This is a genomic window from Brucella haematophila (assembly GCF_005938105.1).
GTDB lineage: Bacteria > Pseudomonadota > Alphaproteobacteria > Rhizobiales > Rhizobiaceae > Brucella > Brucella haematophila.
This window is the reverse complement of the sequence record NZ_VCPE01000001.1, coordinates 187,457-210,413: the sequence shown is the minus strand read 5'-3', so window position 1 is coordinate 210,413 and position 22,957 is coordinate 187,457. Positions and strand designations below refer to the sequence as shown.

The following is a 22,957-nucleotide window of genomic DNA, read 5'->3' as shown; positions in this document are numbered from 1 at the left end:
CCGTTTTAACCGGAACCGCTCTAACCAGCGTTCAAAGCCAGCGAGCGGATCGCATCGATATAGACCGTGCGCGCATGTTCCGGCGTCAGATTGTGATCGGCGTCGGGAATGATCGCGACACTCACATTGTCGAAGCGCTGCACCTTGTCGCCCACCTGATCGAAATAATAATTGAAATGCTCGCGACCAGTGTCTTTTTCAGCATAGACCAGCGTCAGCGGCACCTGCCGCAATTTCAATTCATCGAAAGCGGAATAGATCGCCCGGCCTTCAACCGTGCGACTGCGCAAGAGTTTGCGCGCCAGCCCAAGCACCCGCCCGCTAACACCCCGCACAATATTGCGCAGGATGGCGCGAATATCGAGTTCTCCACGGAACAAACGCTTGAACGTATCAAGACGCATGGCACGGCTGCCATAGTCTTCCAGCGTGCGATTGCCCTCGCGCACGACATCGTCGACTGAAAGCTCTGGCGCCCAATAGAATGTCACCGGATTGACCAGCACCGCGCCCGATACCCGCTCGTCCAGCACTGCACAGTGCAGCCCAAGAAATGCACCGCTGCAACGTCCGGCCAACACCGGACGCCCCAGCCCAATCCCGTCCAGATAATCGAGCGCATCGGCCACATCGGCCTCCGGCGCGTGCGTATAAAGCACCTGTTCCGGCATGCCCGGATTGGGCGGGCTGTCACCGGCATTGGAAATGTCGAAGCGGAGCGACGGAACACCGTCTCGCGCCAGCTTGCGCGCCATGTCAACGGTGGTCCGTCCCCATCCGACGCGCCGATCATAAGAAGACGACAGGAACAGGACGGTCTGCCCCTTCCTTTCACCCAAAGGCTCGCACAGAACACCCGACAGACGGTTGTTCGCACCGAATGCCACCGGCGTTTCGACGAAGCCGTCGCCCGCGATCTGCCCACCGAGACCGCTTTCATCGGCACTGTTCCGTGCCGGTCTGGAACCGGCAAGCGCCACCGCCCAATCGACCAGTCGATCCGCAACATTTAAAGGCAATCGCGAAATAACCGGATTGGAAATCAGCTTGTCGTAATCGGTGAAGGCTTCCACGGTGACTTCCGCGCCCAGCGTTTCGAGCTGCGCTGCCAGTTCCGCATCGTTCGGGCGGTCGATCCTTGCGAGCAGAAGGCATTTGTCCGCAGGCTTTTCTGGCAACGAAAGAAGATTGATCTTCTTCACTTCAGTCGCAATTTCCGGCGTCATCGTCAAAGACGCGATGGAAACCGCCCCTTTGATCCGCTGCGCATCGGGAAGGCCCAGATCGGCATCGACCATACTCGACCACACCGCCAGCTCACGCGTGTAAAACCGACCGGAAATCACCGGAGACAACAATGCCAGCGCTTCCAGACCTTCGATACGCGGCCCCGTTTCGGCGGCGACTGCCGCACCAAGGCTCTGCCCAATGATTACCACGCGGCTTGCGCCCGACAAAAGCCGCGCCTTGTCCGCCGCTTCGATCAGCGTCTTTCGCCAGAGTTCCAGCCCGGAAGAAAAGTCGATGTCATCGCGCGCGTCGCCAGTGCCCGGCCAGTCAAAGCGAAGCGACGCAATTCCACGGCTCGCCAACCTGTCGGCAATGATGCGCCAGAATTTCCGCGTGGTGCAAAGTTCTTCCAGCCCCCAGGGGCTTGCAAAGACGACAACCGTATCGAGAAATGGGCCAGCGGCCCGCTGAAACAGCCCCAGAGTGTCGGAAAAGACAATCGGACTGGCCGCCGCCATGCCATCCAGGGGCTTGGAAGATGAAATACTCTCCACGCCGTCGCCCATGTCCGATATCCCCCGTTATATAAACAATATCTGCAATAACGGAATTTAAGCACGGAACCAAGAGGTTCCAGTAATTACCTAAAAGCGATACTACCTATAGATGTAATTCTTATGGTTTTTTTATTAAGCTTCGCAATATCAGAAATGCATAAACAATGTCGCTTCACCGCCAAAAACCCCACAATAGTGGGCTATTTTTCATAACATTCTTGTGAAAATTTTCATTTGCCCACAATCTTGATATTCGCGTTAACCGCTAATCAGTAATTGCTATGCAACCAAAGGAACCATAAATTAGGGCTTGGGTTTCTAGAGGCTATGATGCGTTACACGACAATGATGCGCCGCTGTGCGCTGATACGATCTGAGTATATCGGCCGCTCGGTTTCCATCGAGTCTCTGCATTTGTAATGACCACCTAAACAGCCAGGTTTATCTGTCGCGTCAGAACTGAACGACATTTGCACCAAGCCGATCACTTTGGGCAGTTCAATGCCCTGACCTCGTTTAATAGGGCTATCGGGGCCAATCCACTCCATGATTACCGTTCTCAATTGTATCACCACGCAACATGAAGCATGGCTGACAACGTTGGCAGCCTTGATCTGCCTCATCGGTTCAGCGATCACGCTCAATCTCGTCCGCAAGGCAGCGAAATGCCATGGTGCTGTTCGCTATGGCTGGCATTTTCTTGTAGCGATCGCATCAGGCTCGACCGTCTGGAGCACACATTTCGTGGCCATGCTGGCTTATGAGCCGAGCGCGCCCGTCGTGCTGCTGCCAGACCTGACCATTCTGTCGCTGGTGATTGCCGTTGTCGGCACCGGGATCGGCTTCGTGGTCATGACCGGCAGCTTTCCGCGTTTCGCCCCGGTCATTGGCGGCGCCATGGTCGGCGCTTCGATTGCCGCCATGCACTATATCGGCATGCTGGCTTATCGCGTTGATGGGCTGATCGAATGGAACATGAATTATTTCTACGCGTCCATCGTGCTTGCCATATTTTTCGGTTCGCTGTCCGGTCAGGTTTTGATGCGCTTGCGCTACCCGACCTCTTACCGTCTGGCGGTTCTGACTTTCACGACAGCCATCGTCAGCCTGCACTTTACCGGCATGGCTGCGCTGTCCGTCACCCCTATGAACTATCTGCAAGAGGCCGCGCTGGCCGATAAGTTTACGCTTGCCATTTCGGTTGGCGGTGTTGGCCTGCTCGTGCTTTGCACGGCATTGGCCAGCTATCTGATCGACAGCCACGTCCAGTCGTCCAACTTGCGACAACTGCAACATATCGCCCGCCATGACTCGCTGACCGGATTGCCAAACCGCACCCAGTTTGTCGAGCGCCTGAACCGCGAGAAGATCAATGCCGATAACGGCCATTATCGTATTGCGCTGATCGGCATCGATCTGGACCGCTTCAAGGAAGTCAACGACCTCTATGGTCATGCTGCTGGTGACAGACTGCTCTGCGAGATTTCTACCCGCATGACCGAGCATCTGGAAAGCGGTGAGCTGATCGGTCGCTTTGGCGGCGATGAATTTGCAGCCCTGAAGACATTTGAGGACGAAGACGACCTGCGCAGCTTCATGTCACGCCTCAATACCGCGCTTTGTGACCTTGTCGACCTCGGCAATGCCGTTGTCCGCCCCGGCGCGAGCCTTGGTATCGCGATCTATCCGACCGATGCCGACGATGTGGAAAAGCTGTTGTCCAATGCGGACATGGCGATGTACCGCGCCAAGCAGAGCATTGAAGACAAGATCTGTTACTATGAAAGCAGCATGGATGAAGCGGCACGCAAGCGCGCAGCGCTGGCCCGCGACATCTGGACGGCTATTGACGAAAACCAGTTCTTCCTGAATTTCCAGGTGCAACGCAGCATGAAGGATGGCGGCGTATCGGGATATGAAGTTCTGCTGCGCTGGCGTCATCCCGTGCAGGGTCTGGTTCCGCCAACCGTGTTCATTCCGATAGCCGAGGAATCCGGCGTCATTACTCAGCTTGGCGAATGGGTGTTGCGTGCGGCCTGCCGGGAAGCGGCAAGCTGGCCCGTTGCCCGCAGGATCGCGGTCAATATTTCCCCGCTACAGCTCAGCCATACCGGCCTCGTGGAAACGGTTCAGGATATCCTGACCGAGACCGGTCTGTCGCCGCGACTTCTGGAACTGGAAGTAACCGAAAGCGCGATCATTCGCGATCAGGCCCGCGCCCTGCATATCTTGCGGGAGATCAAGGCGCTTGGGGTCAGCATCGCGATTGACGATTTTGGCACCGGCTATTCGTCGCTGGCGACGCTGCGCTCTTTCCCCTTCGACAAGATCAAGCTCGACCGCAGCTTCGTCACCGATCTGGAACAGAATGTGCAGTCAAAGGCCTTCGTGCGCGCCATTCTGGCGCTCGGCCAAAGCCTCGATATTCCCGTGCTGGCCGAAGGTGTCGAAACGCAGTCGCAGATGGATATTCTGCAAGAAGAAGGCTGCAATCAGGTGCAAGGCTTCCTGCTTGGATACCCTGCACCCGCAATTCAGCTCGGCCTCAACAAAGAGGCTGAAGCTCAGGCGGCCTGACGCTGTTCCACAGCAAACCGCAGGCATCAGTCCTGCGGTTTCAAAGGTTCGGTTCAGAAGCTGCCCGGTGCTATTACCGCGGCCTGCGAATCTGCCTATAATCGCCGCATGCCCATTCGACACTTAAGCGAAACCATCATCAACCAGATCGCGGCAGGCGAGGTCATCGAACGGCCCGCCAGCGTGATCAAGGAACTTGTCGAGAATGCCATCGACGCTGGCGCGACCCGCATCGAGGTTGTGACCGGCGGCGGCGGCAAGACGCTGCTGCGCGTCACCGACAACGGCTCCGGCATTCCCGCTGATGAGCTGCCGCTTGCAGTTTCGCGCCATTGCACATCCAAACTTTCCGACGACGTGCACGATATTCGAGCGCTCGGCTTTCGCGGCGAAGCCCTGCCCTCCATCGGCTCAGTCGCCAAGCTGACGCTGAAATCGCGTCCGCAGGACGCGGATGCCGGTTTCGAGGTTTCCGTTTCTGGCGGGCATCTCGAAGGCCCGCGCCCTGCCGCACTCAATCGCGGCACGATAGCCGAAGTGCGCGACCTGTTTTATGCGACGCCCGCCCGTCTTAAATTCATGAAGACCGACCGCGCCGAAGCTTCCGCCATCACAGATGTGCTGAAGCGCATCGCCATTGCCTTTCCGCATGTGCGCTTTTCGCTGTCAGGCACCGACCGCTCGCCTTTGGAAATGCCTGCGACCGGCACGGGCGCCGATGCCACGCTGGAACGCATCGGGCAGGTTCTGGGTCAGGATTTCGGCGAAAACGCGCTGGCCATTGATGCAGAGCGTGACGGCGTGCGACTCGCTGGATTTGTCGGCATACCGTCCCACAATCGCGGCAATGCGCAGCACCAGTTCGCTTATGTGAATGGTCGCCCGGTGCGCGACAAGCAGATTTTTGGCGCGCTGCGCGGGGCCTATGCCGATGTCATTGCCCGAGACCGCCATCCGGTCGCGGTGCTGTTTCTGACGCTCGATCCGGCACTGGTCGATGTGAATGTGCATCCGGCCAAGGCCGATGTCCGTTTCCGCGATCCCGGTCTGGTGCGTGGTCTCATCGTCGGCGCGATCAAGCAAGCGCTGGCCCAATCCGGCATCCGCCCGGCAACCAGCGGTGCGGAAGCCATGTTGCAAGCCTTTCGCGCAGAAGGGTTTCAACCACAGCCCTCGTCAAGCGCGCACGCCGCATCCAGCAGCTATGCCTCCACGAGCTGGCGAACTGACCGACCCACGCCTCGAAGCGAATGGTCACCCCAGACCGCACATCCGGCGCACCGGCCTCTCGATCTGGGGCCCCTCGATTTCGGCAATGCATCCGCGTTTCACGAAAGCGAGCAGGCGACAATCGACGTCGTAAACATTCCGACAGCCGATGCGCGCGCGACGATGAGCGAAGCCCCGGTCGAGTTGCAGCAAAAGCCGCTGGGCGCTGCCCGAGCACAGATTCATGCCAATTACATCGTCTCGCAAACCGAGGACAGCCTTGTCATCGTGGACCAGCACGCGGCCCATGAACGGCTGGTCTATGAGGCGCTCAAGAACGCGCTGCATTCCCGCCCGATACCGGGACAGATGCTGCTGATCCCGGAAGTCGTTGATTTGCCCGAAGAAGATGCCGAGCGGCTGGCAAGCCATGCCGAAACGCTGGCCCGGTTCGGGTTGGGCGTGGAGCAGTTCGGTCCCGGCGCCATCGCTGTGCGCGAGACGCCAGCCATGCTGGGCGAAATGAATGTGCAGCAGCTGATCCGCGATCTGGCTGACGAGATTGCCGAGCATGAAACCTCTGACGGGTTGAAGGCCATGCTCAACCATGTCGCGGCCACCATGGCCTGCCATGGATCGGTGCGCTCCGGACGCCGCCTCAAGCCGGAAGAAATGAACGCATTGCTGCGCGAAATGGAGGCAACGCCCGGTTCCGGCACGTGCAATCACGGACGCCCGACCTATATCGAACTGAAGCTGAGCGATATCGAGCGGCTTTTCGGAAGGCGTTGATGTCTTTTCTTACAGCTGCTCATCCAGCACCGCTGGACGCCAAGGTTTGCACTTGCTAGAATCCAGCGCAAAGGTTTTACACATATGAACAGATTTGAATCGCCCCGCTCATCCTCCGAAGCTGTCCTGCGTTATCTCGACGGCGACTATGAAATCGTCAAGCACGGTTCCTATGTGCTTTGTGCCGTTACTGGCGCGCAAATTCCGCTGGACGAGCTGAAATACTGGAGCGTTGCGCGGCAGGAAGCCTATGCAACCGGCCACATTTCCTTCGAGCGCGAGCTTGAGTTCAATCCGGAAATGCGCAGCCGCAAGAAGGCCTGAGTTACTTATAACGACCGGCTTTTAAAGCGCTCGATCACCGTATCGAGGATATGATTGAGCGCGTCCGAGCGCTCAAATTTCAGATCGATATCAAGAACCGCCAGTTTCGACAGAAATTCAGCCGGTACACCGACCATGGTCGCCAGACGCACGTGGTCCTTCGCCGTGGTGATCAGGCTCAGACCGCTGCGGCGGGCCGTATCGATCAGATCGCGAATTTCGTCAGGCTCGAAGCTGTGATGGTCAGGAAACGAGCGCGTTTCCGCAATCGTACCGCCTGCCTGGGCAAGACTTGCATAGAACTTGTCCGGATTGCCGATACCGGCAAAGGCCAGCCAGCGTTGGCCCGCCACCGTTGCCGTCGATGATGGAATGAGCTTTGCCTCATAGATCGGTCGTCCGGCTCGGGCCGCCTGACGGATCACGAAATCCGCCGCATCGCCCTTGCCGATCCGCAGCAGCGCATCGGTCTTGCGCATCTGGTCGGTCAGCGGCGCACGCAACGGACCTGCCGGGATAACACGGCCATTGCCGATCCCCCGCCCCGCATCCACCACCAACAGCGCAAAATCGGCATGAAGACGCGCACTTTGGAACCCGTCATCCATGATGATGAAATCGCAGCCGAGCGATTGCAGATACTGCGCCGCTTTCACCCGATCAGGAGAAAGCGCAACCGGCGCATGGCGTGCAAGCAAAAGCGGTTCATCACCGACATAACGGGCGCTGTCGTGCCCCGGGTCCACCACATGCAGGCCCTGATAGCTGCCGCCATAGCCGCGTGAGACGATGCCCGGTTTCAGCCCCCGCGCCTTTGCGCCTTTGGCAAAGGCAATTGCCGTCGGGGTTTTGCCTGCGCCGCCGACCGTGAAATTGCCAATACAGAGAACGGGCAGGCTAATCCGCGGTGGTTCGGAGCGGATCAGGCGTCGCCCGGCGATAGAGCCGTAAATCCACGCTGCCGGGGCCAATGATCTTGCCCGCCAGTCGGGCTTTTCCCACCAGAATGGCGGCGCTTCGCTCGCCATATCAGATGCCGCCGTGGACGTAGGCAACCTCGTTGCGATTGCCGGGGAACTGCGCCTGCAACACAAGCGGCTGGATGAAAGGTTCCAGTGCGACCAGCGTACGGTCAAGCGCACCGCGCATATCCTTGACGGTGTTGACGCCCGCATTGATCATGCCGCGCAGATGCTGCGGATTGTTGAACAGGAAATTGATCGCCCCGGCGAGCATGTTCCGGTCCTTCACGATGCGTGCGCCGCCGTTCTTGATCAGGCGCTGGAAGGACTCGCGGAAATTCTGCACATTCTTGCCAGTCAGGACGGCTGTGCCCATCATGGCCGGTTCCAGCGGATTGTGTCCGCCTTCCTTGGTCAGCGAATTGCCGATGAATGCTATCTCGGTCAGCTGGAGATAAAGCCCCATTTCGCCAATCGTATCGCCCAGCAGAATATCGGTATCCGCTTCTACGGCCAAGCCGCTGCTGCGCTTGGTGACTTTCAGCCCCTTCTCCGCCAGCATCGCCTCGATTGCAGGCGTGCGATCCGGATGACGCGGCACGATGATCGTCACGAGATGCGGATAGCGTACCTTCAGCATCTGGTGCACTTCGGCAGCGATTGCCTCTTCGCCGTCATGGGTGGAGATCGCCGCCCAGCTGCGCCGTCCGGCAATCTGCCGCTGTAATGTGGACAAGGCCTGCGGATCGGCAGGCGGAGGCACGGTATCGACTTTCAGATTGCCCGAGACACTGACCGGGCGCGCACCGAGCGCACGGAAACGGTCACCGTCGAGTTCCGACTGGGCCACGACATGTGCGAAATTTTCAAACAGGGCTTCGGCCAGCGCAGGCCGTTTCTGCCATCTGGCAAAAGAGCGATCCGACATGCGGCCATTGACCAGCACCTGCGGAATATGACGACCACCGAGCGACAGCACCGTTGCGGGCCAGATTTCGGATTCGCAGCCAATGGCGAGGTCCGGCTTCCAGTGATTGAGGAAATTATTGACCGCCGGTTGCAGGTCGAGCGGCGCATATTGATGGATGACCTTGGAGCCCAGCTGATCGGCCACAAGCTTTGCGGACGTCACTGTGCCCGTCGTCATCACGATATGAATGCCGGTTGCGGCAATGCTTTCGATCAGCGGTGTAATGGCGACGCTTTCGCCAACGCTGGCGGCATGGGCCCAGATGACCGGCCCCTGCGGGCGGGCGACAGCTGACTTGCCATAACGCTCACCGCGACGCTGCCGCTCTTCCTTGCCGCGCGATGCGCGATAGGCAATGTAAGGCCCCATGAAGGGATAGGCGGCGGAGCCGAACATACGATAGGCTGACAATAGATTGCGCGCCCAGCGTTCGCTCATTTCGCTTTCTCCAATGCCGCATGGGCGCGCTCCGTGGCATCGTTCAGCAGGCGCGTCAGTTCCATGCGTTTTTCTTCCAGTTGCGTTTCATCGGCGTCGGCATCCACCCAGACATTGTCGGCGCGCACAACAACCGACCGTCCAAAAGGCAGTGGAATCGTCGTCTTGTCCCACGACTTCTCCAAAACATGGTTTCTTGAGAAGGCATAAGCAACCGGAATGATTGGTCGCCCGGACAATTTCGCCAACAAAATGATCCCCTCGCCCGCCTCACGCGGCGTGCCATGGGGAATGTCGGCGATGATCGATGCCGACTGTCCTTTTTTCAGCGCGTTCTTCAAGGTGAGGAGCGCACGCGCACCGCCCTTTTCCGGCTTCGCACGTGAACTGCGTCCGCCGGAACCGCGCACCGTCATCAGCCCCAGCTTTTCCGCCACGCGGGCATTCAGCTCCGCATCGGCGCTGCGCGAGAACATGGCAACGAGTTCGATCCCCTTGGGGCAGATGAATGGCCCCATGAGGTGCTGGCCGTGCCAGAAGGTCACGATGAAAGGATCATCCTTGCCGACCAGCGCCTGCGGGTCGGCCGATCCTTCCAGACGTGTATTGGTGTAATAGACGAGCTTGAAATAGCTCGTAATCAGCCAGACCAATATCGTTTTGACGACAGCCGACTGCGTCAGCGGCCCGCGCACGCGTTTCCAAAGACGCTTCGCAAAGCCGTCTTTTTTCTTGCGCCTGACGGGTTCTACCGCTGACTGGACCGGACGCTCTTCGCCTTCGGTTGTATGTTGGTCTGGACCGGGCAAACTGCTCAGTCCGCCTGCAGCGTCACACCTTCGGGATCGAGCAACCGATGCAGGTGCACGATGAAATAACGCATATGGGCGTTGTCGACGGTCTGCTGGGCCTTGGCCTTCCAGGCGGTCTTTGCGGATTCGTAGTTGGGATAGATGCCGACGATATCGAGGTTTTCGAGATCGCGGAACTGCACGGTCCCGAGCTTCGACAGCTCGCCGCCGAACACCAGATGAAGAAGCTGCTTTTTGTCGCCTTCGACACTCATGACAATAATCCCTGAACAATTTTGGTTCGCGGCATGATTAACCCAACGGTCACTCCGCGACAACACTCAACATTTCACGCAGCAAATTCCCGCTGGCCGCGACAAGAGCCCCATGGCTCCGCGTCGGACCGCCATAAATGAGCGGAAGAGCATCGTTTGTCAGAATAGCCCCGCCCGACTCACTCAAGATGAGATCGGCTGCAGCCAGATCCCAATCATGCGAATTTGGCCGAATGAAGGTGCCAGCGATCTCGCCCCGCGCCACCATCGCAATACGATAGGCGAGCGACGGCACATAGGCGTGCAGCTTGACCCTGTCACGCCATTTTTCCGGCAGCGCGGCGGTCATGTTGCGCGCCGAAGCGATGGTGACCTTCTCGCCTTCCGGCGGCAATTTGACGTGGATCGGCGCATCATTTTGCACCGCGCCAAGTCCGTGCCCGGCCTCGATCAGTTCTTTGCGAACCGGGCATACCAGAACCCCGGCAATCGGCCTGCCATCCTCGACAATCGCGATGCTCACGCACCACTGGTCCTGACCGGCAATATAAGCGCGGGTGCCGTCGATAGGGTCGACGACGAAAGCCCGCCGCCGCTTTGCCTTGGCGCGCTCGTCGCCGGTTTCTTCGGAAATCCAGCCATAATCAGGCCGCGCCGTCAGAAGCACGTCTTTCAGATAGCGATCAACTGCCAGGTCGGCCTCGCTGACCGGCGAATGACCATCCTTCAACCAGACTTCAGGCGAGCGCCCGAAATAGCGCATCGCGATGCGCCCGGCTTCACGGGCTGCATCGCGCAACAGCGCCAGCTCTTCACGCGTTTCGCTGTGTTTGTCAGTTTCCGGCAAGTGTCATGCCTTCGATTACGAGGGTCGGCGCAGTCATCCCGAAATTGCGGTCGATATCCGACGCCGGTGTCAGATTGAGGAACATGTCCTTCAGGTTCGACGCGATGGTGACTTCGCTGACCGGATAGGCAAGTTCGCCATTTTCGATCCAGAAGCCGGAAGCGCCGCGGCTATACTGGCCGGTGATCATATCGACGCCCTGGCCGAAAACTTCCGTCACATAGAAACCCGTGCCAACAGCGCGGATGAGATCTTCCGGCGATTGCGTGCCCGGCTCAATGGCAAAATTGGTCGAGGCAGGCGAAACACCGGAACCGGAGCGCACACCGCGTCCGTTGCCGGTCAGGCCCAGTTCGCGGGCGCTGGAACCGGACAACAGCCAGTGCTTGAGCACGCCGTCTTCAACCATGGTCAATGGCTGCCCCTCAATGCCTTCGCCGTCGAAGGGACGGGACGACGATCCGCGCATACGCAGCGGATTATCTGTCACCGTGATGCCCTGCTTCAATATCTGCTTGCCCAGACTGTCGCGCAGAAAGCTCGTCTTGCGTGCAACCGAAGCGCCATTGATAGCGCTCGCCAGATGCCCGGCGATGCCCCGCGCCAGCCGCGGATCATAAACCACCGTGACCGGTCCGGTCTTCGCCTGCCGTGCGCCGAGCCTGCGCACCGCGCGCTCCCCGGCGCGACGCCCGATGGCGTCTGGCGTATCAAGATCGGCAAAATGCAGCCGCGAGCTGAAATCATAGTCGCGCTCCATCTTTGTGCCTTCGCCCGCAATGGCCGAAACCGACCGTCCGAAACGCGTGGCGGCATAATGACCGGCAAAGCCGGTGGAGGTGACAAGCACCAGCCCGCCCAGACTGCGCGATGCGCCCGCGCCGCCGGAATTCGTCACGCCTTTGACCGCGAGCGCCGCCGCTTCTGCCGCCAGCGCATCCTGCGTCAGACGTTCCGTATCGATTTCGGTCGTGTCGTAAAGATCAAGATCGCGCGGCGACTTCACCAGCAGCGCCGGATCGGCAAGCTGTTCATAGGGATCTTCCGGTGCAACGCGCGCCATGGCGACGGCGCGCTCCGCCAGACGGTCGGGATCGGCGCCCGCATTGGCGGAAACACTGGCGATCCGCCGTCCGACAAAAACGCGCAGCGCAAAATCGTCGCTCTCCGACGATTCGGTTCCCTCAACCTTGCCAAGCCGCACCGAGACGCTGACAGAGCGGGCACGCATCACGACAGCGTCAGCATGATCGGCGCCCGCACGTTCGGCAGCTTTCACCAACTGGGCCGCACGCTCGACCAGCTTTCCCGCCGAATTATCTGAAATCATTGCACAATCCCGCTTTGGCAAGCTCGCCTCCGCCTGACCGGACATTGCAATGTGCAACGGGTCGTGACCGGGACTTGCTAAAAAAATATCGTCAATTTGGTCGACATCGGGCTGATTGCAGCCATATCTTGTTTCTATATTGCCGAAATCGAGGGGCATCAAGGCAGGCCCGTCCACATTTCTCCAAATCCTCAAGTCGCGAGACCCGTCCGTCTCCGAACCACAAGAGCGCGCAGCATGATTCCGACCGGTGGAAATCTCTACCTACAGGCCCTAATGATCCTTGGCGGTGCCATCATCGCCGCGCCGCTGTTCAAGCGTCTGGGGCTTGGCACAGTGCTGGGCTATCTGGCTGCCGGCATCACGATCGGACCCGTTGCGCGCCTCATCGCCGACGGTGAGGAATTCCTGCACTTTTCCGAGCTGGGCGTGGTGTTCCTGCTCTTCATCATCGGCCTCGAACTGAAGCCGTCGCGGCTCTGGGCGCTGCGTCATGCGATCTTCGGGCTGGGCGCGGCGCAGGTTCTCTTGTGCGGCGCGGTTCTGACGGGGCTCGGAATCTATCTGGCAGGCCTAAACCCGGAAGCTGCAATCATTATCGGTTTCGGTCTGGCCCTGTCTTCGACAGCCTTCGCCATGCAGGTGCTGGAAGATCGCGCCGAGACCAACCAGAAGCACGGACAGCGCGCCTTCGCGATCCTCTTGTTTCAGGATCTCGCCATCGTTCCAATTCTGGCGATTATTCCCGCCCTGTCGCCCAATGAGCCTTCGCAGGCAAGCGCGGGCTTTCATCTGGCAACGGCAGTAGCCGCCATTGCTGCACTCGTCATTGCCGGGCGCTATCTGATCAATCCGATGTTCCGGATCATCGCCAATACCGGTGCGCGCGAGGTCATGATTGCTGCTGCCCTGTTCGTCGTGCTGGGATCGGCGGGATTGTTGCAGGCAGCCGGTCTGTCCATGGCCATGGGCGCGTTCATCGCTGGCGTGCTATTGGCCGAGTCCTCCTATCGCCACGAGTTGGAAGCCGATATCGAACCGTTCCGTGGTATTTTCCTCGGCCTGTTCTTTGTCGCTGTGGGCCTGTCGCTCAATCTCAGTGTGATTCTCGAATATTGGAAGACGATCCTTCTGGCCGTGCCGGTTTTCATGGCGGCGAAGATCGCCGTCATCTATGTGCTCTGCCGCATCTTCCGGTCCAGCCATAATGATGCCGTGCGCATCGCCTTCCTGCTGCCGCAGGGCGGCGAGTTCGCCTTCGTGCTGTTTTCGGCTGCTTCCGCCGCCGCAATCATCTCTAGCGCCCTTGGCTCCGAACTGGTGGCGGCTGTCACCGTGTCCATGGCGCTCACCCCGCTTTCCGTGGCCATCGGCTCGAAGCTTCTGATCAAGGACAAGCCCGTCGATGAAATCGAAGAGGATTTCGAAGGTGCGGGTTCCGACGTGTTGATGATCGGCTTTTCCCGTTACGGCCAGATTGCATCGCAGATCCTGCTGGCGGGCGGCATCGACGTGACGGTGATCGACAAGTCGCCCAACCGTGTGCGCGCCGCTGGCAAGTTCGGTTTCCGCATCTATTTCGGCGACGGCACCCGCAAGGACGTGCTCGAAGCTTCCGGCATCCGCAAGGCCAAGATCGTTGCGGTCTGTACCCACAACAAGGAAACGACGAACCATATCGTCAATCTGATCCAGTCGGACTATCCGGATGTGCGCCTGTTTGTGCGCTCCTATGATCGCGAGCATACTTTGCAGCTGCGGGCGCAGGGCGTGGAATACGAGCTGCGCGAAACCTTCGAATCCGGTCTGCTCTTCGGTCAGCGCGCGCTGGAAGGTCTGGGCATGGCGGAAAATAGCGCCTATGCCATCCGCGAGGATGTGCGCCAGCGCGATGAGGATCGCCTGCATGTGCAGGCCTCTGAAGGCATCATGGCCGGACGGCATTTGCTGTTCAACAAGCCGGTCACGCCTGAACCTCTGGTCAAGCCAACGCGCGAAGGCCAGCGTATCGACAAAACGGTCGATGCGCCGTCGCCTGCCGCCAATGATGATACGATGGAAGATGCAATTCCCGCCGAATAAGGTGGCTATCTAAGACAGTGTCGGAAGATTATCGCCCTCGATAATGCGATCGAGGGCCTGTTTCAGCTCTTCGCGAACACCGACGCTCTGGGTGAGTATCTGATCGAATTTCAGGAAATCGAGCAGCCCGATCCGGCCGACATCCGGTCGCAGGAAAATATGCGGTGGCCGAATGCGGAACTTGTTCTCGATGATCGAGCACATGGTGAGCTGATTGCCGCCAATAACTGCTTCGAATGTCGTCGGCATATAATCGTCGTCACCGGGCGGCGCGCCTACAACATCAATGCCGATGACGATATCCGCCTTGTCGAAAAGCAGATCGAACGGCACCGGGTTGAACAGGCCGCCATCGACCAGAATGCGGCCATTGCGGCGCACAGGCGCAAAGACCGGGGGGATGGCACAGGAAGCGGCGATTGCAGAACGCAAATCCCCATCGACGATCTGAACTTCCTTCGCGGCGTGGAAATCTGCCGCAGTGATGCTCATCGGAATCTTGAGATCTTCGACCTTGTCCGGCAGCGATGCGGGCAGAAACACATCGATGATCTTCTCGATGTTGAACTGGCTGACACGAAAGCCGCCCTTTAACAACTCGACCCAGCGGGATGGACGCGTCTGCCACATGCGGCGCGCCACTTCTGAACGGCGATTAAAGATCGCCGCCATATAGTCATGTATTTCCTTGCCGCTCATGCCGTTCGCCATGCCAGCGCCGACAATCGATCCGATGGACGACCCGGCAATGGCGACAGGCTTGATGCCCAGCTCATCGAGAGCTTCGATGATATGCAGATGCGCAATGCCCCGCGCTCCGCCACCGCCGAAAGCGACGGCAATGCGGGGCGTGGATGGCATGGCATTATCCAACATTTTATCCTCTTGAGAGGCGCCTTAGGCTCTGATGAGATCGGGCTATGGAGGGCCGAAAATGGTGAGGTTTGAGAACAGGAGCGGAGTGTACTTAAAGTACATGAGCACCGGAAGTCGTATGATCCCGAAAAGTTGCAGACTTTTCGGACGAGATCATACGCATAAACTCAAACCACGCCATTTGCAGGCCGCCATTGCCCGAATATCGCAGAGCCTCAACTCTTAGCGGGTCCGTAAATCAATATCGCCGGTTCGGCTTCGAGAAGCTTCTTGGCAATGGCCTTGACCTGATCGAGCGTCACGGCATCGATAAGCACCGAACGCTTGTCGATATAATCACGCGGTAGTCCCGCATCCTGCAAGCTGACCAGCGTTTCCGCAATGGCTCCCGAAGAATCGAGATTGTTCACCGCATAGGATCCCTTGAGGAAACTCTTTGCGGCGGCAAGCTCTGCCTCGGTCGGACCGTCACTAGCCATGGCAGCCACCTGCTCGCGAATGATCTTGAGCGAGTCCTGCGCCTTCTCCGGGCGCGTCGCCGTGGAGATCGCCAAAGCGGACACGTGGTCGTGCAACACCAGCTGCGAAGAAACCGAATAGGCGAGACCGCGCTTTTCACGCACTTCGGCATAAAGCCGCGAGGTGAAGCCGCCACCCAGAATGTGGTTCATCAGATAAGCGGCGAAGAAGTCCGGATCCTTGCGCGGGATTGCCGGATAGACAAACCGGATCGACGTCTGGGGCATATCGAAGGAAAGGCTGGTGGTGGTGCCGAGAGCCAGCTTGACATCAGGCACCGGAACCAGTTCCGCCGCTGCGGGCAGATCGCCGAACACCTTGTCGAGCATCACGCCAAGATCCTTGGCGTTGATGGAACCGACCACGCCGACGATCAGCCGGTCGCGGGCAAAATTCTTGCGATGGAACGCCACGAGATCGTCGCGGGTGATCGCCTGAAGCGATTTGACCGTACCTTCATCTGGCCGCGCATAAGGATGGTTGCCATAAAGCACTTCGGCAAAACGGCGCGATGCGATGGTGCCGGGATTGCGCTGCGCCGCCTCAATGCTTGCCACGACCTGGCTGCGAATGCGGTCAACGGCAGGCTGGTCGAAGCGCGGCTTGTTCACCGCCAGCGCCACCAGATCGGTCACCGCATCGCGATTTTCGGCCAGCATGCGAACACCGCCAGCAACAGCATCCTGCGTGGCAGTGAAACTCATTTCCGCGCCCAGATTATCGATCCGCTCCTGAAACGCATCAGAATCGAGATCACCGGCGCCTTCATCGAACAGACCGGTCATCAGATTGGCGAGGCCTTCCTTGCCAGCCGGATCCTGCGACGTGCCACCCTTGAACGAGAAGCGCATGGAAACCAGCGGCACCGAATTGTCCTCCACCAGCCAGGCGCGGATGCCCTTTGGCGAAACGACTTCCTGTATCTCGATGGCGCGCGCCGGCAGCGCGCAAATCATGAGAAGCGCCATGGATGCGACCAGAGCGCTTGCGAGCGAACGCGGACCGCGAGAAGCAAAAACGCGTTTGAAGTTCAGCATGATCATGGTCTTCACTGGATCGCTCCCTCTGCACCATTGCCGCTGGCACCGTTTGCGGGCGCGTTGGGGTTCTCACGGGCATTTTCCGGCTCGGCATTCGGTGGCAGAAGATAACTGGTCACCGACTGGTCCTTGACGAGATATCGCTCCGCCACGTCACGAATCTGATCGACCGTCACGGACTTGATGAGATCCGGCCATTTCTGGATATCTTCAACCGACTGGCCGACCGAAAGCGTCGAACCATAAATCCGCGCCATACCAGCCTGGCTGTCACGGGCAAAAATCACCGCCTTCAGGAAGCGGTTGCGCGCCTGATCCAGTTCGGTCTGGGTCACGCCGTCCTTGACGATCCGCGCCAGTTCGGCTTCCACCGCCTTCTCGGCATCGCCCAGCGTTGCGCCGTCGCGCGGCGCGCCGTAGACGGAGAATGTGCCGTCATCGAGCGCGTCACCGCTATAGGTCGCACCCGTATTGGCGGCGATATTGTTCTTGACGATCAGCGTCTGATAGAGGCGCGAACGGGACGAACCGCCGAGAATTTCACCCAACAGATCAAGTGCCGGCGCATCACCCGGCTTCACATCGGGGAACCGCTTTTCATTGGCATAGGACGGAACCAGCCAGGACATGCGGAACGACGGCGTGCTGATGCGCGCATCATGCAGCGTCACCACGCGGGCCGCATGTTTTTCGGGTTCCTGCGGGCGGTCGCACGGCAGAACTTCAGCGCGCTTCGGCACATTGGCCCAGGTCTTGAGCGTCAGTTCACGCACGCGTTCCGGCGTCACGTCACCGGCGATGACCAGCGTGGCGTTGTTCGGGGTGTAATATTGCTGATAAAAGTCGATGGCGTTCTTGAGGCTCAGCTTTTCCATTTCCTGACGCCAGCCGATAACCGGCTTGCGATAGGGGTGGTTGTAGAAGAGCACGGCATCGGTGTTCTCGCTCAGCATCGCAGCGGGGTTGGAATCAACGCGCATGCGCCGTTCTTCCAGAATGACCTCGCGCTCGGTCGTCACGGCTTCCTCGTTCAGAACCAGATTTTCCATCCGGTCCGACTCAAAACCCATGATCATTTCCAGCGCTTCTGGCGAAACCCGCTGGTAATAGGCGGTGTAGTCATAAGAGGTGAAAGCGTTTTCCTCGCCGCCGATCGAGGCGACCTTGGACGAAAACTCACCTGCCGGGTGGGTCTTCGTGCCCTTGAACATCAGATGTTCAAGAAAATGCGCAATGCCGGAAACACCCGCCACTTCATCAGCCGAGCCAACGTGATACCAGATCATCTGCGTCACCACCGGCGCGCGATGATCAGGGATGACCACGACTTTCAGGCCATTGGGCAAGGTGAAATTGCTGACACCGTCAGACTGGGTAATTTCAGGCAGAGCGGCCTGATCGCCTTGCGCTTGCGGCGCAGGGGCCGGCTTAGCGGCATCAGTTTGGGTGGCTGGTTGATTTTGAGCTTCAACGGAGCCGGTTGCGAGCGGCAAAGCCAGCGCGAAACCAAGAGCGGTCGATAACAACAGGCGTCGGAGGGAGGTGTTATTCACCAAGCGACATCTCCAATCGGTTTCATTTCCGCCCGGCCTTTCCGGGCGGCATGCTTCAAATCAATATCGGCGACACCGTCGCCGAACAAAAAGAACGCGGCGGCAAACACCGCTGCAAATCATCTCAATCGGCTTTGAGCTGGATGAGCCGAATGATTGTGCCGCCATAGTTGCGCTCGTCAAGCACAACAAATTGTTCGTCTAGCTCAAGCGAAGCTTCAGCTGCCTCTTCAAGCACCAAAAGTGCGTCAGGATTAAGCCAGCCGCCCTGAAGCGCCGACAAAAATGCTTTTTCTCCCATGCGCCGTCCATAAGGCGGATCGGCGAAGATCAGATCGAACGGCTCCATCGTGCCGACAATGCCAAGCTGGCAGGCGTCACGCCGGAGAATCTTCGTATGACCTTGCAGGCCAAGCGCCTCGACATTCTGGCGCAAAAGCCCACGGCCTTCCGCGGATTCCTCCACGAAGGTCGCGTAACGCGCACCGCGCGAAAGGGCTTCAAGACCGAGCGCGCCGGTGCCTGCGAATAGATCAAGCACACGCGCACCTTCCACCTTGTCGGGGAAGCTGTGCGCGAGAACATTAAACAGGCTCTCGCGCGTGCGGTCCGTGGTGGGGCGAATGGCGTTGGTGGACGGTGTTACAAGCGGGCGACCGCGAAACTTACCGCCGACGATCCGCACCGCCGCCTCCCGATCTGCCACCGCCGCCACCTGGCTTCCCGCCGCTAGGCTTGCCACCCGGGCGTCCGCCTGGCTTACCGCCCGATTTACCTGCTGGCTTTCCGCCGTCAGGTCCACGACGTGGACCATCGCTGAAACTGCGTGGACCGGCACCGCTGCGTGCGCCCGAACGCGTATCGCGATCGGAACCGCCGAAGCGACCCTCGCCACGTGCACCGCCCGGCTTGTCGGACTTGTATGGCTTATCGGATTTGAACGTCTTGCGACCCTCAAAACCACCCTGCGAGCGCTCACCGGAAGCGGCATCGCGCAGCTCGGCGCGCTCGCGCTTGCCGGGGCGACGTTCCTTGTGACCGTCTTCACGCTTTTCGCGCGTTTCCGGACGTCCGCCTTCAGAGCGCGAACCTTCAAAACGCGGGCCCTCAGAACGAGCGCCGTAAGAGCGGCCTTCCGCTCCCGGCTTGCCACCAGCACGCGGACCGCTTGAACGCGGGCCTTCCGAACGCTTGTTGTAACGGCGTTCGCCACCCTCGTCGCGACCCTGCTCGGCATCGTCCGAACGACGCGGACGCACCTGCATGTCGCCGCTGAACTTTGCGCCGCGATGCGGCACCTGATGTTCGACGCGCGCAGGCTTGGCAGCGGCCTTTTCACCCTTTGGACGCGCACCGGGCGCCATCCAGACATTGGCGTTGCCGCGACGGCGCGGTTCAACCTTCTCCGTCTTGTCTTCGCGTCCGCGACGACGTTCTGGACGGCTGGAAATCCATTCGCGCTCACGTGGTGCGCGGCGGGTTTCGCCTTCCTGCTCCGGTTGGGCTTCTTCCATCTCGCGACGGGTGCGGCCCTGCACGGCGGCATTGGAGAACTCGTTGAAGATCGGCGCATCGAAATCGGCACCGGAATCCTCAACCAGCTTGTCGCCAAGCTGGTCGCGCAGCGTGCGGCCCTTGATTTCGCGCACAGCGCCTTCTTCAAGATCACCAAGCTGGAACGGGCCAAAGGATACGCGGATCAGGCGGCCGACGGTCAGACCGAGCGCGCCGAGAATGTTCTTCACTTCACGGTTCTTGCCTTCGCGCAGACCGATATTGATCCAGACATTCGCGCCCTGAACGCGTTCAAGCTCGGCTTCGATGCTGCCATAGAACACGCCATCGACAGCGATACCGTTCTTCAGTTCATCGAGCTGTGGCTGCGTAACCTTGCCATGGGCGCGCACGCGATAACGGCGCAGCCAGCCGGTAGACGGCAGTTCCAGAACCCGCGACAGCCCGCCATCATTGGTGAGCAGCAGAAGTCCTTCGGTATTGATGTCGAGACGACCAACCGACAGCACACGCGGCATTTCAGCTGGCAGTGCATCGAACACGGTCGGGCGACCTTCCGGATCGCGATTGGTGGTCACGAGACCGGCAGGCTTGTGGTAAAGCCACAGGCGGGTGCGTTCAGCCTGCTTCAGCGGCTTGCCGTCGACGGTGATGACGTCGGTGCGCTTCACATTGACCGCAGGGCTATCCAGCACCTTGCCGTTTACCGCGATACGCCCAGCAGCGATCATCGTTTCGGCTTCGCGGCGCGAAGCGATGCCGACACGCGCCAGACGCTTGGCAATACGTTCGCTCGTATCCTCTTCGACTTCCACGTCGCGCGGGGCACCCCGGCGCGGACCAGCGCGGCGTGCATCGTCCCGGTCGCCATCATCGCGGCGCGGGCGGCTGTCACGGCCCGGGCGATCGGATCGGTCGGAACGTTCGGGGCGATCAGAACGATCAAATCGTCCCGAACCACCCTTGGAGCCACCCGAGCGCCCGCCGCCGGCGCCACCGGGGCGTCCGTTACGGCCATGAGGCGGCTTGCCGCCCTTATTATCGTCGTCTTTAGTCATCTGGTATTGGCCTCTCAGCAGCGTTTCCGTGTCACCTTGCACCGTCGAAAGCAGGCAAAGGAATGTCTGGAACGAAAACGCCGTATAAATCTGTTCGCAAATCGGTTTCGATTTCGAGAATTATGCAGTAACAAATCGCTCCAGTGCTTGCGAGCGAAATTTCCCGATCCGTGCAATGAAATGGGCGCGCATGAAATGGAGTGCACATGAAAAAGGCGGCCTCCGCAACCGTTACCGACATAGCAACCCCAATGGATGCCGCGCTGGATGAAGCGCGCGCCGCAGGTGCGCGCGGTGAAGTGCCGATTGGTGCCGTTGTTGTGCATGACGGGCAGATCATCGCCCGCGCCGGAAACCGCACGCGGGAACTCAACGACGTGACCGCCCATGCCGAGGTGCTGGTCATCCGGCAGGCCGGTGAAGCCCTGCAATCGGAACGGCTGATCGACTGCGATCTCTATGTGACGCTGGAACCCTGCGCGATGTGTGCTGCCGCGATCTCCTTTGCGCGCATCCGCCGCCTGTATTACGGTGCCTCCGACCCCAAAGGCGGCGGTGTCGAACACGGCCCCCGCTTCTACACCCAGCAGACCTGTCATCATGTGCCGGAGATCTATCCGGGCTTCTCGGAAGGCAAAGCGCAGAAAATCCTCAAGGATTTTTTCCGCGACAAGCGCTAAATCGTTATGTCCGTACCCACAAGAAGCCGCCGACAGAATTTCCTGGTTTTCGCGCTTGTCATGCTGCTCGTCGCCGTGCTGCTTCTCGGCTGGCTGGGCGCAATCATTCTCATCAATAAATATTATCCGGATTCGGCAATCTCGGCGGAAGATATGCTGAATTACATTCTGGTTGGTTTCATCGCGATTATTTACATGCCTTGGATTCAGACCCGAACCTATCGCCGCCAGTTCACAGAGTTTGAAAATCGTCAATCGCAGCCTGTCGCCGTCACGATGAGACGCCTCGGTCTCATTAGCGTTGCGGCCCTCTCGCTGTTGCTGACGTTCGGGCCATTGTCTTTCCAGAGACAAATATACAGCTGGGCTTATGGAACAGGTCTCGTGACCCGATCCATCTATCTCATCGAACTGGTATTTCTGGTTGTGGCCTTGTTGGTCATTGGACTGGCGGCAGCCCTTTCCAAGGTCTTTTCGCGCGCTCGCCCAAAAAAACCGCCCACGCCAATAAACAACGATCAGACCGAACGAGCCAGAATCTGGCTTAGTTGCTTCGGCTTTACCTATTGTCTCTGCGCCGCCTTATGTGTTCTGCCGGGCTTCTTTATCCTCAAATTCCTATAAGGCACGGGAACCGTCAGCCCCTCGGCTTATGACCAGTCATATGACGCAACGTGTCGTCACGCAGTGCGAAATGGTGGAAAAGCGCCATGAATACATGGCAGACGATGGCCGCCAGCAAAGCCCAGCCAAGCGGACCATGCAGTGCGCTGCCAATGCTGTTCAGCGTTTCGTTTTGCACACCAGCCGGATCGAAGATCGGCATGCCGAGGAAGGAAAAGCTTCGCCCGCGACCATAGGCGCGGATCAGCGCGAGGACCGGAATAGCAAACATCAGCGCATAAATGCCCAGATGGCCGAGCGTTGCGGCCTTACCCATCAGGCCGTCCTTATGCGGACGGCGACCCGTATTGAGAAGGCCCCAGACGCCACGCAGCAGAACCAGAACCAGCAATGCAAAGCCGAGCTGTTGGTGTGCCGACCAGAAAAACGTGAAAACCGCACTGCCCCGCGCCAGAACGTGCAGAACAGCCGAAATGAACTGCCATAAAAACAGCAACGCCATCAGCCAGTGAAAGCTGCGGGAGACAACACCATAACCGTTACGGCTGTCCCAGATCGTGTTTGCGCTGCTCATTGAACTATACCTTTGAACCCGATGCCTTATCATGCTCCATACAGACAAGAAGTCTTTGATCGAAATCAAATAGAAGTCATGATGCTCAAGATTACAAAATTGTAATGTATTCTCTGCGGGTACTACCTGCCCAC

Annotated in this window: 19 protein-coding genes; 6 read left to right on the top strand and 13 right to left on the bottom strand. The window is 59.1% G+C overall.

Annotated features, from left to right (window positions below; all coding sequences use genetic code 11):
- Positions 1-20: 20 nt before the first annotated feature.
- Entirely contained in the window at positions 21-1,796 is a 1,776-nt protein-coding gene (locus tag FGI60_RS00975; RefSeq protein WP_138783538.1) for an alpha/beta fold hydrolase, read from the bottom strand.
- Positions 1,797-2,333: 537 nt separating this feature from the next.
- On the opposite strand from FGI60_RS00975, the gene FGI60_RS00970 reads away from it, so the two are divergent.
- The 3 genes from FGI60_RS00970 to FGI60_RS00960 all read left to right on the top strand — a co-directional run bounded on the left by FGI60_RS00970 (position 2,334) and on the right by FGI60_RS00960 (position 6,689).
- Positions 2,334-4,364 carry a putative bifunctional diguanylate cyclase/phosphodiesterase gene (locus tag FGI60_RS00970; RefSeq protein ID WP_138783537.1) on the top strand — a complete coding sequence of 677 codons (2,031 nt, stop codon included), beginning with the start codon at positions 2,334-2,336 and terminating at the stop codon, positions 4,362-4,364.
- 108 nt (positions 4,365-4,472) lie between these two features.
- Complete coding sequence (gene mutL / locus FGI60_RS00965; protein WP_138783536.1) at positions 4,473-6,365, top strand: DNA mismatch repair endonuclease MutL; 1,893 nt, start codon at positions 4,473-4,475, stop codon at positions 6,363-6,365.
- 84 nt (positions 6,366-6,449) lie between these two features.
- Positions 6,450-6,689, top strand: a complete 240-nt coding sequence (locus FGI60_RS00960) for a DUF2093 domain-containing protein (RefSeq protein ID WP_078338939.1) — start codon at positions 6,450-6,452, stop codon at positions 6,687-6,689.
- 5 nt (positions 6,690-6,694) lie between these two features.
- On the opposite strand, the gene lpxK is transcribed toward FGI60_RS00960, so the two are convergent.
- From lpxK to FGI60_RS00930, 6 genes are all read right to left on the bottom strand, one after another.
- Positions 6,695-7,717, bottom strand: coding sequence for a tetraacyldisaccharide 4'-kinase (gene lpxK / locus FGI60_RS00955; RefSeq protein WP_138783535.1), 1,023 nt, complete (start codon positions 7,715-7,717; stop codon positions 6,695-6,697).
- Position 7,718: 1 nt separating this feature from the next.
- Positions 7,719-9,059, bottom strand: coding sequence for a lipid IV(A) 3-deoxy-D-manno-octulosonic acid transferase (gene waaA / locus FGI60_RS00950; RefSeq protein WP_138783534.1), 1,341 nt, complete (start codon positions 9,057-9,059; stop codon positions 7,719-7,721).
- On the bottom strand, positions 9,056-9,754 hold the full coding sequence (locus tag FGI60_RS00945; RefSeq protein WP_078339066.1) for a lysophospholipid acyltransferase family protein: 699 nt from the start codon (positions 9,752-9,754) through the stop codon (positions 9,056-9,058). Before FGI60_RS00945 ends, waaA begins: the two co-directional genes overlap by 4 nt.
- A 119-nt stretch (positions 9,755-9,873) precedes the next feature.
- Positions 9,874-10,125, bottom strand: coding sequence for a DUF4170 domain-containing protein (locus FGI60_RS00940; protein WP_078338942.1), 252 nt, complete (start codon positions 10,123-10,125; stop codon positions 9,874-9,876).
- A gap of 49 nt (positions 10,126-10,174) precedes the next feature.
- Positions 10,175-10,972, bottom strand: coding sequence for a 3'(2'),5'-bisphosphate nucleotidase CysQ (locus tag FGI60_RS00935; protein WP_138783533.1), 798 nt, complete (start codon positions 10,970-10,972; stop codon positions 10,175-10,177).
- Complete coding sequence (locus FGI60_RS00930; RefSeq protein ID WP_138783532.1) at positions 10,959-12,302, bottom strand: TldD/PmbA family protein; 1,344 nt, start codon at positions 12,300-12,302, stop codon at positions 10,959-10,961. Before FGI60_RS00930 ends, FGI60_RS00935 begins: the two co-directional genes overlap by 14 nt.
- A gap of 237 nt (positions 12,303-12,539) precedes the next feature.
- Here FGI60_RS00930 and FGI60_RS00925 point away from each other — a divergent pair, with 237 nt between their 5' ends.
- Positions 12,540-14,384, top strand: a complete 1,845-nt coding sequence (locus FGI60_RS00925; protein ID WP_138783531.1) for a monovalent cation:proton antiporter-2 (CPA2) family protein — start codon at positions 12,540-12,542, stop codon at positions 14,382-14,384.
- A 9-nt stretch (positions 14,385-14,393) separates the two neighbouring features.
- On the opposite strand, the gene FGI60_RS00920 is transcribed toward FGI60_RS00925, so the two are convergent.
- The 5 genes from FGI60_RS00920 to FGI60_RS00900 form a co-directional block, all read right to left on the bottom strand.
- Positions 14,394-15,257 (bottom strand): patatin-like phospholipase family protein, encoded by an 864-nt coding sequence (locus FGI60_RS00920; RefSeq protein ID WP_138783838.1) that lies wholly within the window; start codon positions 15,255-15,257, stop codon positions 14,394-14,396.
- A 218-nt stretch (positions 15,258-15,475) separates the two neighbouring features.
- Entirely contained in the window at positions 15,476-16,816 is a 1,341-nt protein-coding gene (locus FGI60_RS00915; protein WP_138783837.1) for a M16 family metallopeptidase, read from the bottom strand.
- Positions 16,817-16,827: 11 nt separating this feature from the next.
- Positions 16,828-18,372 (bottom strand): M16 family metallopeptidase, encoded by a 1,545-nt coding sequence (locus tag FGI60_RS00910; RefSeq protein WP_138783530.1) that lies wholly within the window; start codon positions 18,370-18,372, stop codon positions 16,828-16,830.
- Positions 18,373-18,496: 124 nt separating this feature from the next.
- Positions 18,497-19,057 (bottom strand): 16S rRNA (guanine(966)-N(2))-methyltransferase RsmD, encoded by a 561-nt coding sequence (rsmD, locus tag FGI60_RS00905; RefSeq protein ID WP_138783836.1) that lies wholly within the window; start codon positions 19,055-19,057, stop codon positions 18,497-18,499.
- Positions 19,038-20,945, bottom strand: coding sequence for a pseudouridine synthase (locus FGI60_RS00900; RefSeq protein ID WP_138783529.1), 1,908 nt, complete (start codon positions 20,943-20,945; stop codon positions 19,038-19,040). Before FGI60_RS00900 ends, rsmD begins: the two co-directional genes overlap by 20 nt.
- Before the next feature lie 206 nt (positions 20,946-21,151).
- Here FGI60_RS00900 and FGI60_RS00895 point away from each other — a divergent pair, with 206 nt between their 5' ends.
- Positions 21,152-21,625, top strand: coding sequence for a nucleoside deaminase (locus FGI60_RS00895; RefSeq protein ID WP_138783528.1), 474 nt, complete (start codon positions 21,152-21,154; stop codon positions 21,623-21,625).
- Between the two features lie 75 nt (positions 21,626-21,700).
- Positions 21,701-22,249, top strand: a complete 549-nt coding sequence (locus FGI60_RS00890) for a hypothetical protein (protein WP_138783527.1) — start codon at positions 21,701-21,703, stop codon at positions 22,247-22,249.
- Between the two features lie 13 nt (positions 22,250-22,262).
- Here FGI60_RS00890 and FGI60_RS00885 read toward each other — a convergent pair whose 3' ends face one another.
- Positions 22,263-22,823 carry a cytochrome b gene (locus FGI60_RS00885; RefSeq protein ID WP_138783526.1) on the bottom strand — a complete coding sequence of 187 codons (561 nt, stop codon included), beginning with the start codon at positions 22,821-22,823 and terminating at the stop codon, positions 22,263-22,265.
- Positions 22,824-22,957 lie beyond the last annotated feature (134 nt).

What these genes read in the sequence shown, in the direction of transcription:
- FGI60_RS00970 (WP_138783537.1), top strand. Translation starts at nt 2,334, where the DNA reads ATGATTACCGTTCTCAATTGTATCACCACGCAACATGAAGCATGGCTG.
- FGI60_RS00925 (WP_138783531.1), top strand. Translation starts at nt 12,540, where the DNA reads ATGATTCCGACCGGTGGAAATCTCTACCTACAGGCCCTAATGATCCTT.
- FGI60_RS00895 (WP_138783528.1), top strand. Translation starts at nt 21,152, where the DNA reads ATGAAAAAGGCGGCCTCCGCAACCGTTACCGACATAGCAACCCCAATG.
- lpxK (WP_138783535.1), bottom strand. Translation starts at nt 7,717, where the DNA reads ATGGCGAGCGAAGCGCCGCCATTCTGGTGGGAAAAGCCCGACTGGCGG.
- mutL (WP_138783536.1), top strand. Translation starts at nt 4,473, where the DNA reads ATGCCCATTCGACACTTAAGCGAAACCATCATCAACCAGATCGCGGCA.
- FGI60_RS00930 (WP_138783532.1), bottom strand. Translation starts at nt 12,302, where the DNA reads ATGATTTCAGATAATTCGGCGGGAAAGCTGGTCGAGCGTGCGGCCCAG.
- FGI60_RS00885 (WP_138783526.1), bottom strand. Translation starts at nt 22,823, where the DNA reads ATGAGCAGCGCAAACACGATCTGGGACAGCCGTAACGGTTATGGTGTT.
- FGI60_RS00975 (WP_138783538.1), bottom strand. Translation starts at nt 1,796, where the DNA reads ATGGGCGACGGCGTGGAGAGTATTTCATCTTCCAAGCCCCTGGATGGC.
- FGI60_RS00915 (WP_138783837.1), bottom strand. Translation starts at nt 16,816, where the DNA reads ATGCTGAACTTCAAACGCGTTTTTGCTTCTCGCGGTCCGCGTTCGCTC.
- FGI60_RS00940 (WP_078338942.1), bottom strand. Translation starts at nt 10,125, where the DNA reads ATGAGTGTCGAAGGCGACAAAAAGCAGCTTCTTCATCTGGTGTTCGGC.
- FGI60_RS00960 (WP_078338939.1), top strand. Translation starts at nt 6,450, where the DNA reads ATGAACAGATTTGAATCGCCCCGCTCATCCTCCGAAGCTGTCCTGCGT.
- FGI60_RS00900 (WP_138783529.1), bottom strand. Translation starts at nt 20,945, where the DNA reads ATGACTAAAGACGACGATAATAAGGGCGGCAAGCCGCCTCATGGCCGT.
- waaA (WP_138783534.1), bottom strand. Translation starts at nt 9,059, where the DNA reads ATGAGCGAACGCTGGGCGCGCAATCTATTGTCAGCCTATCGTATGTTC.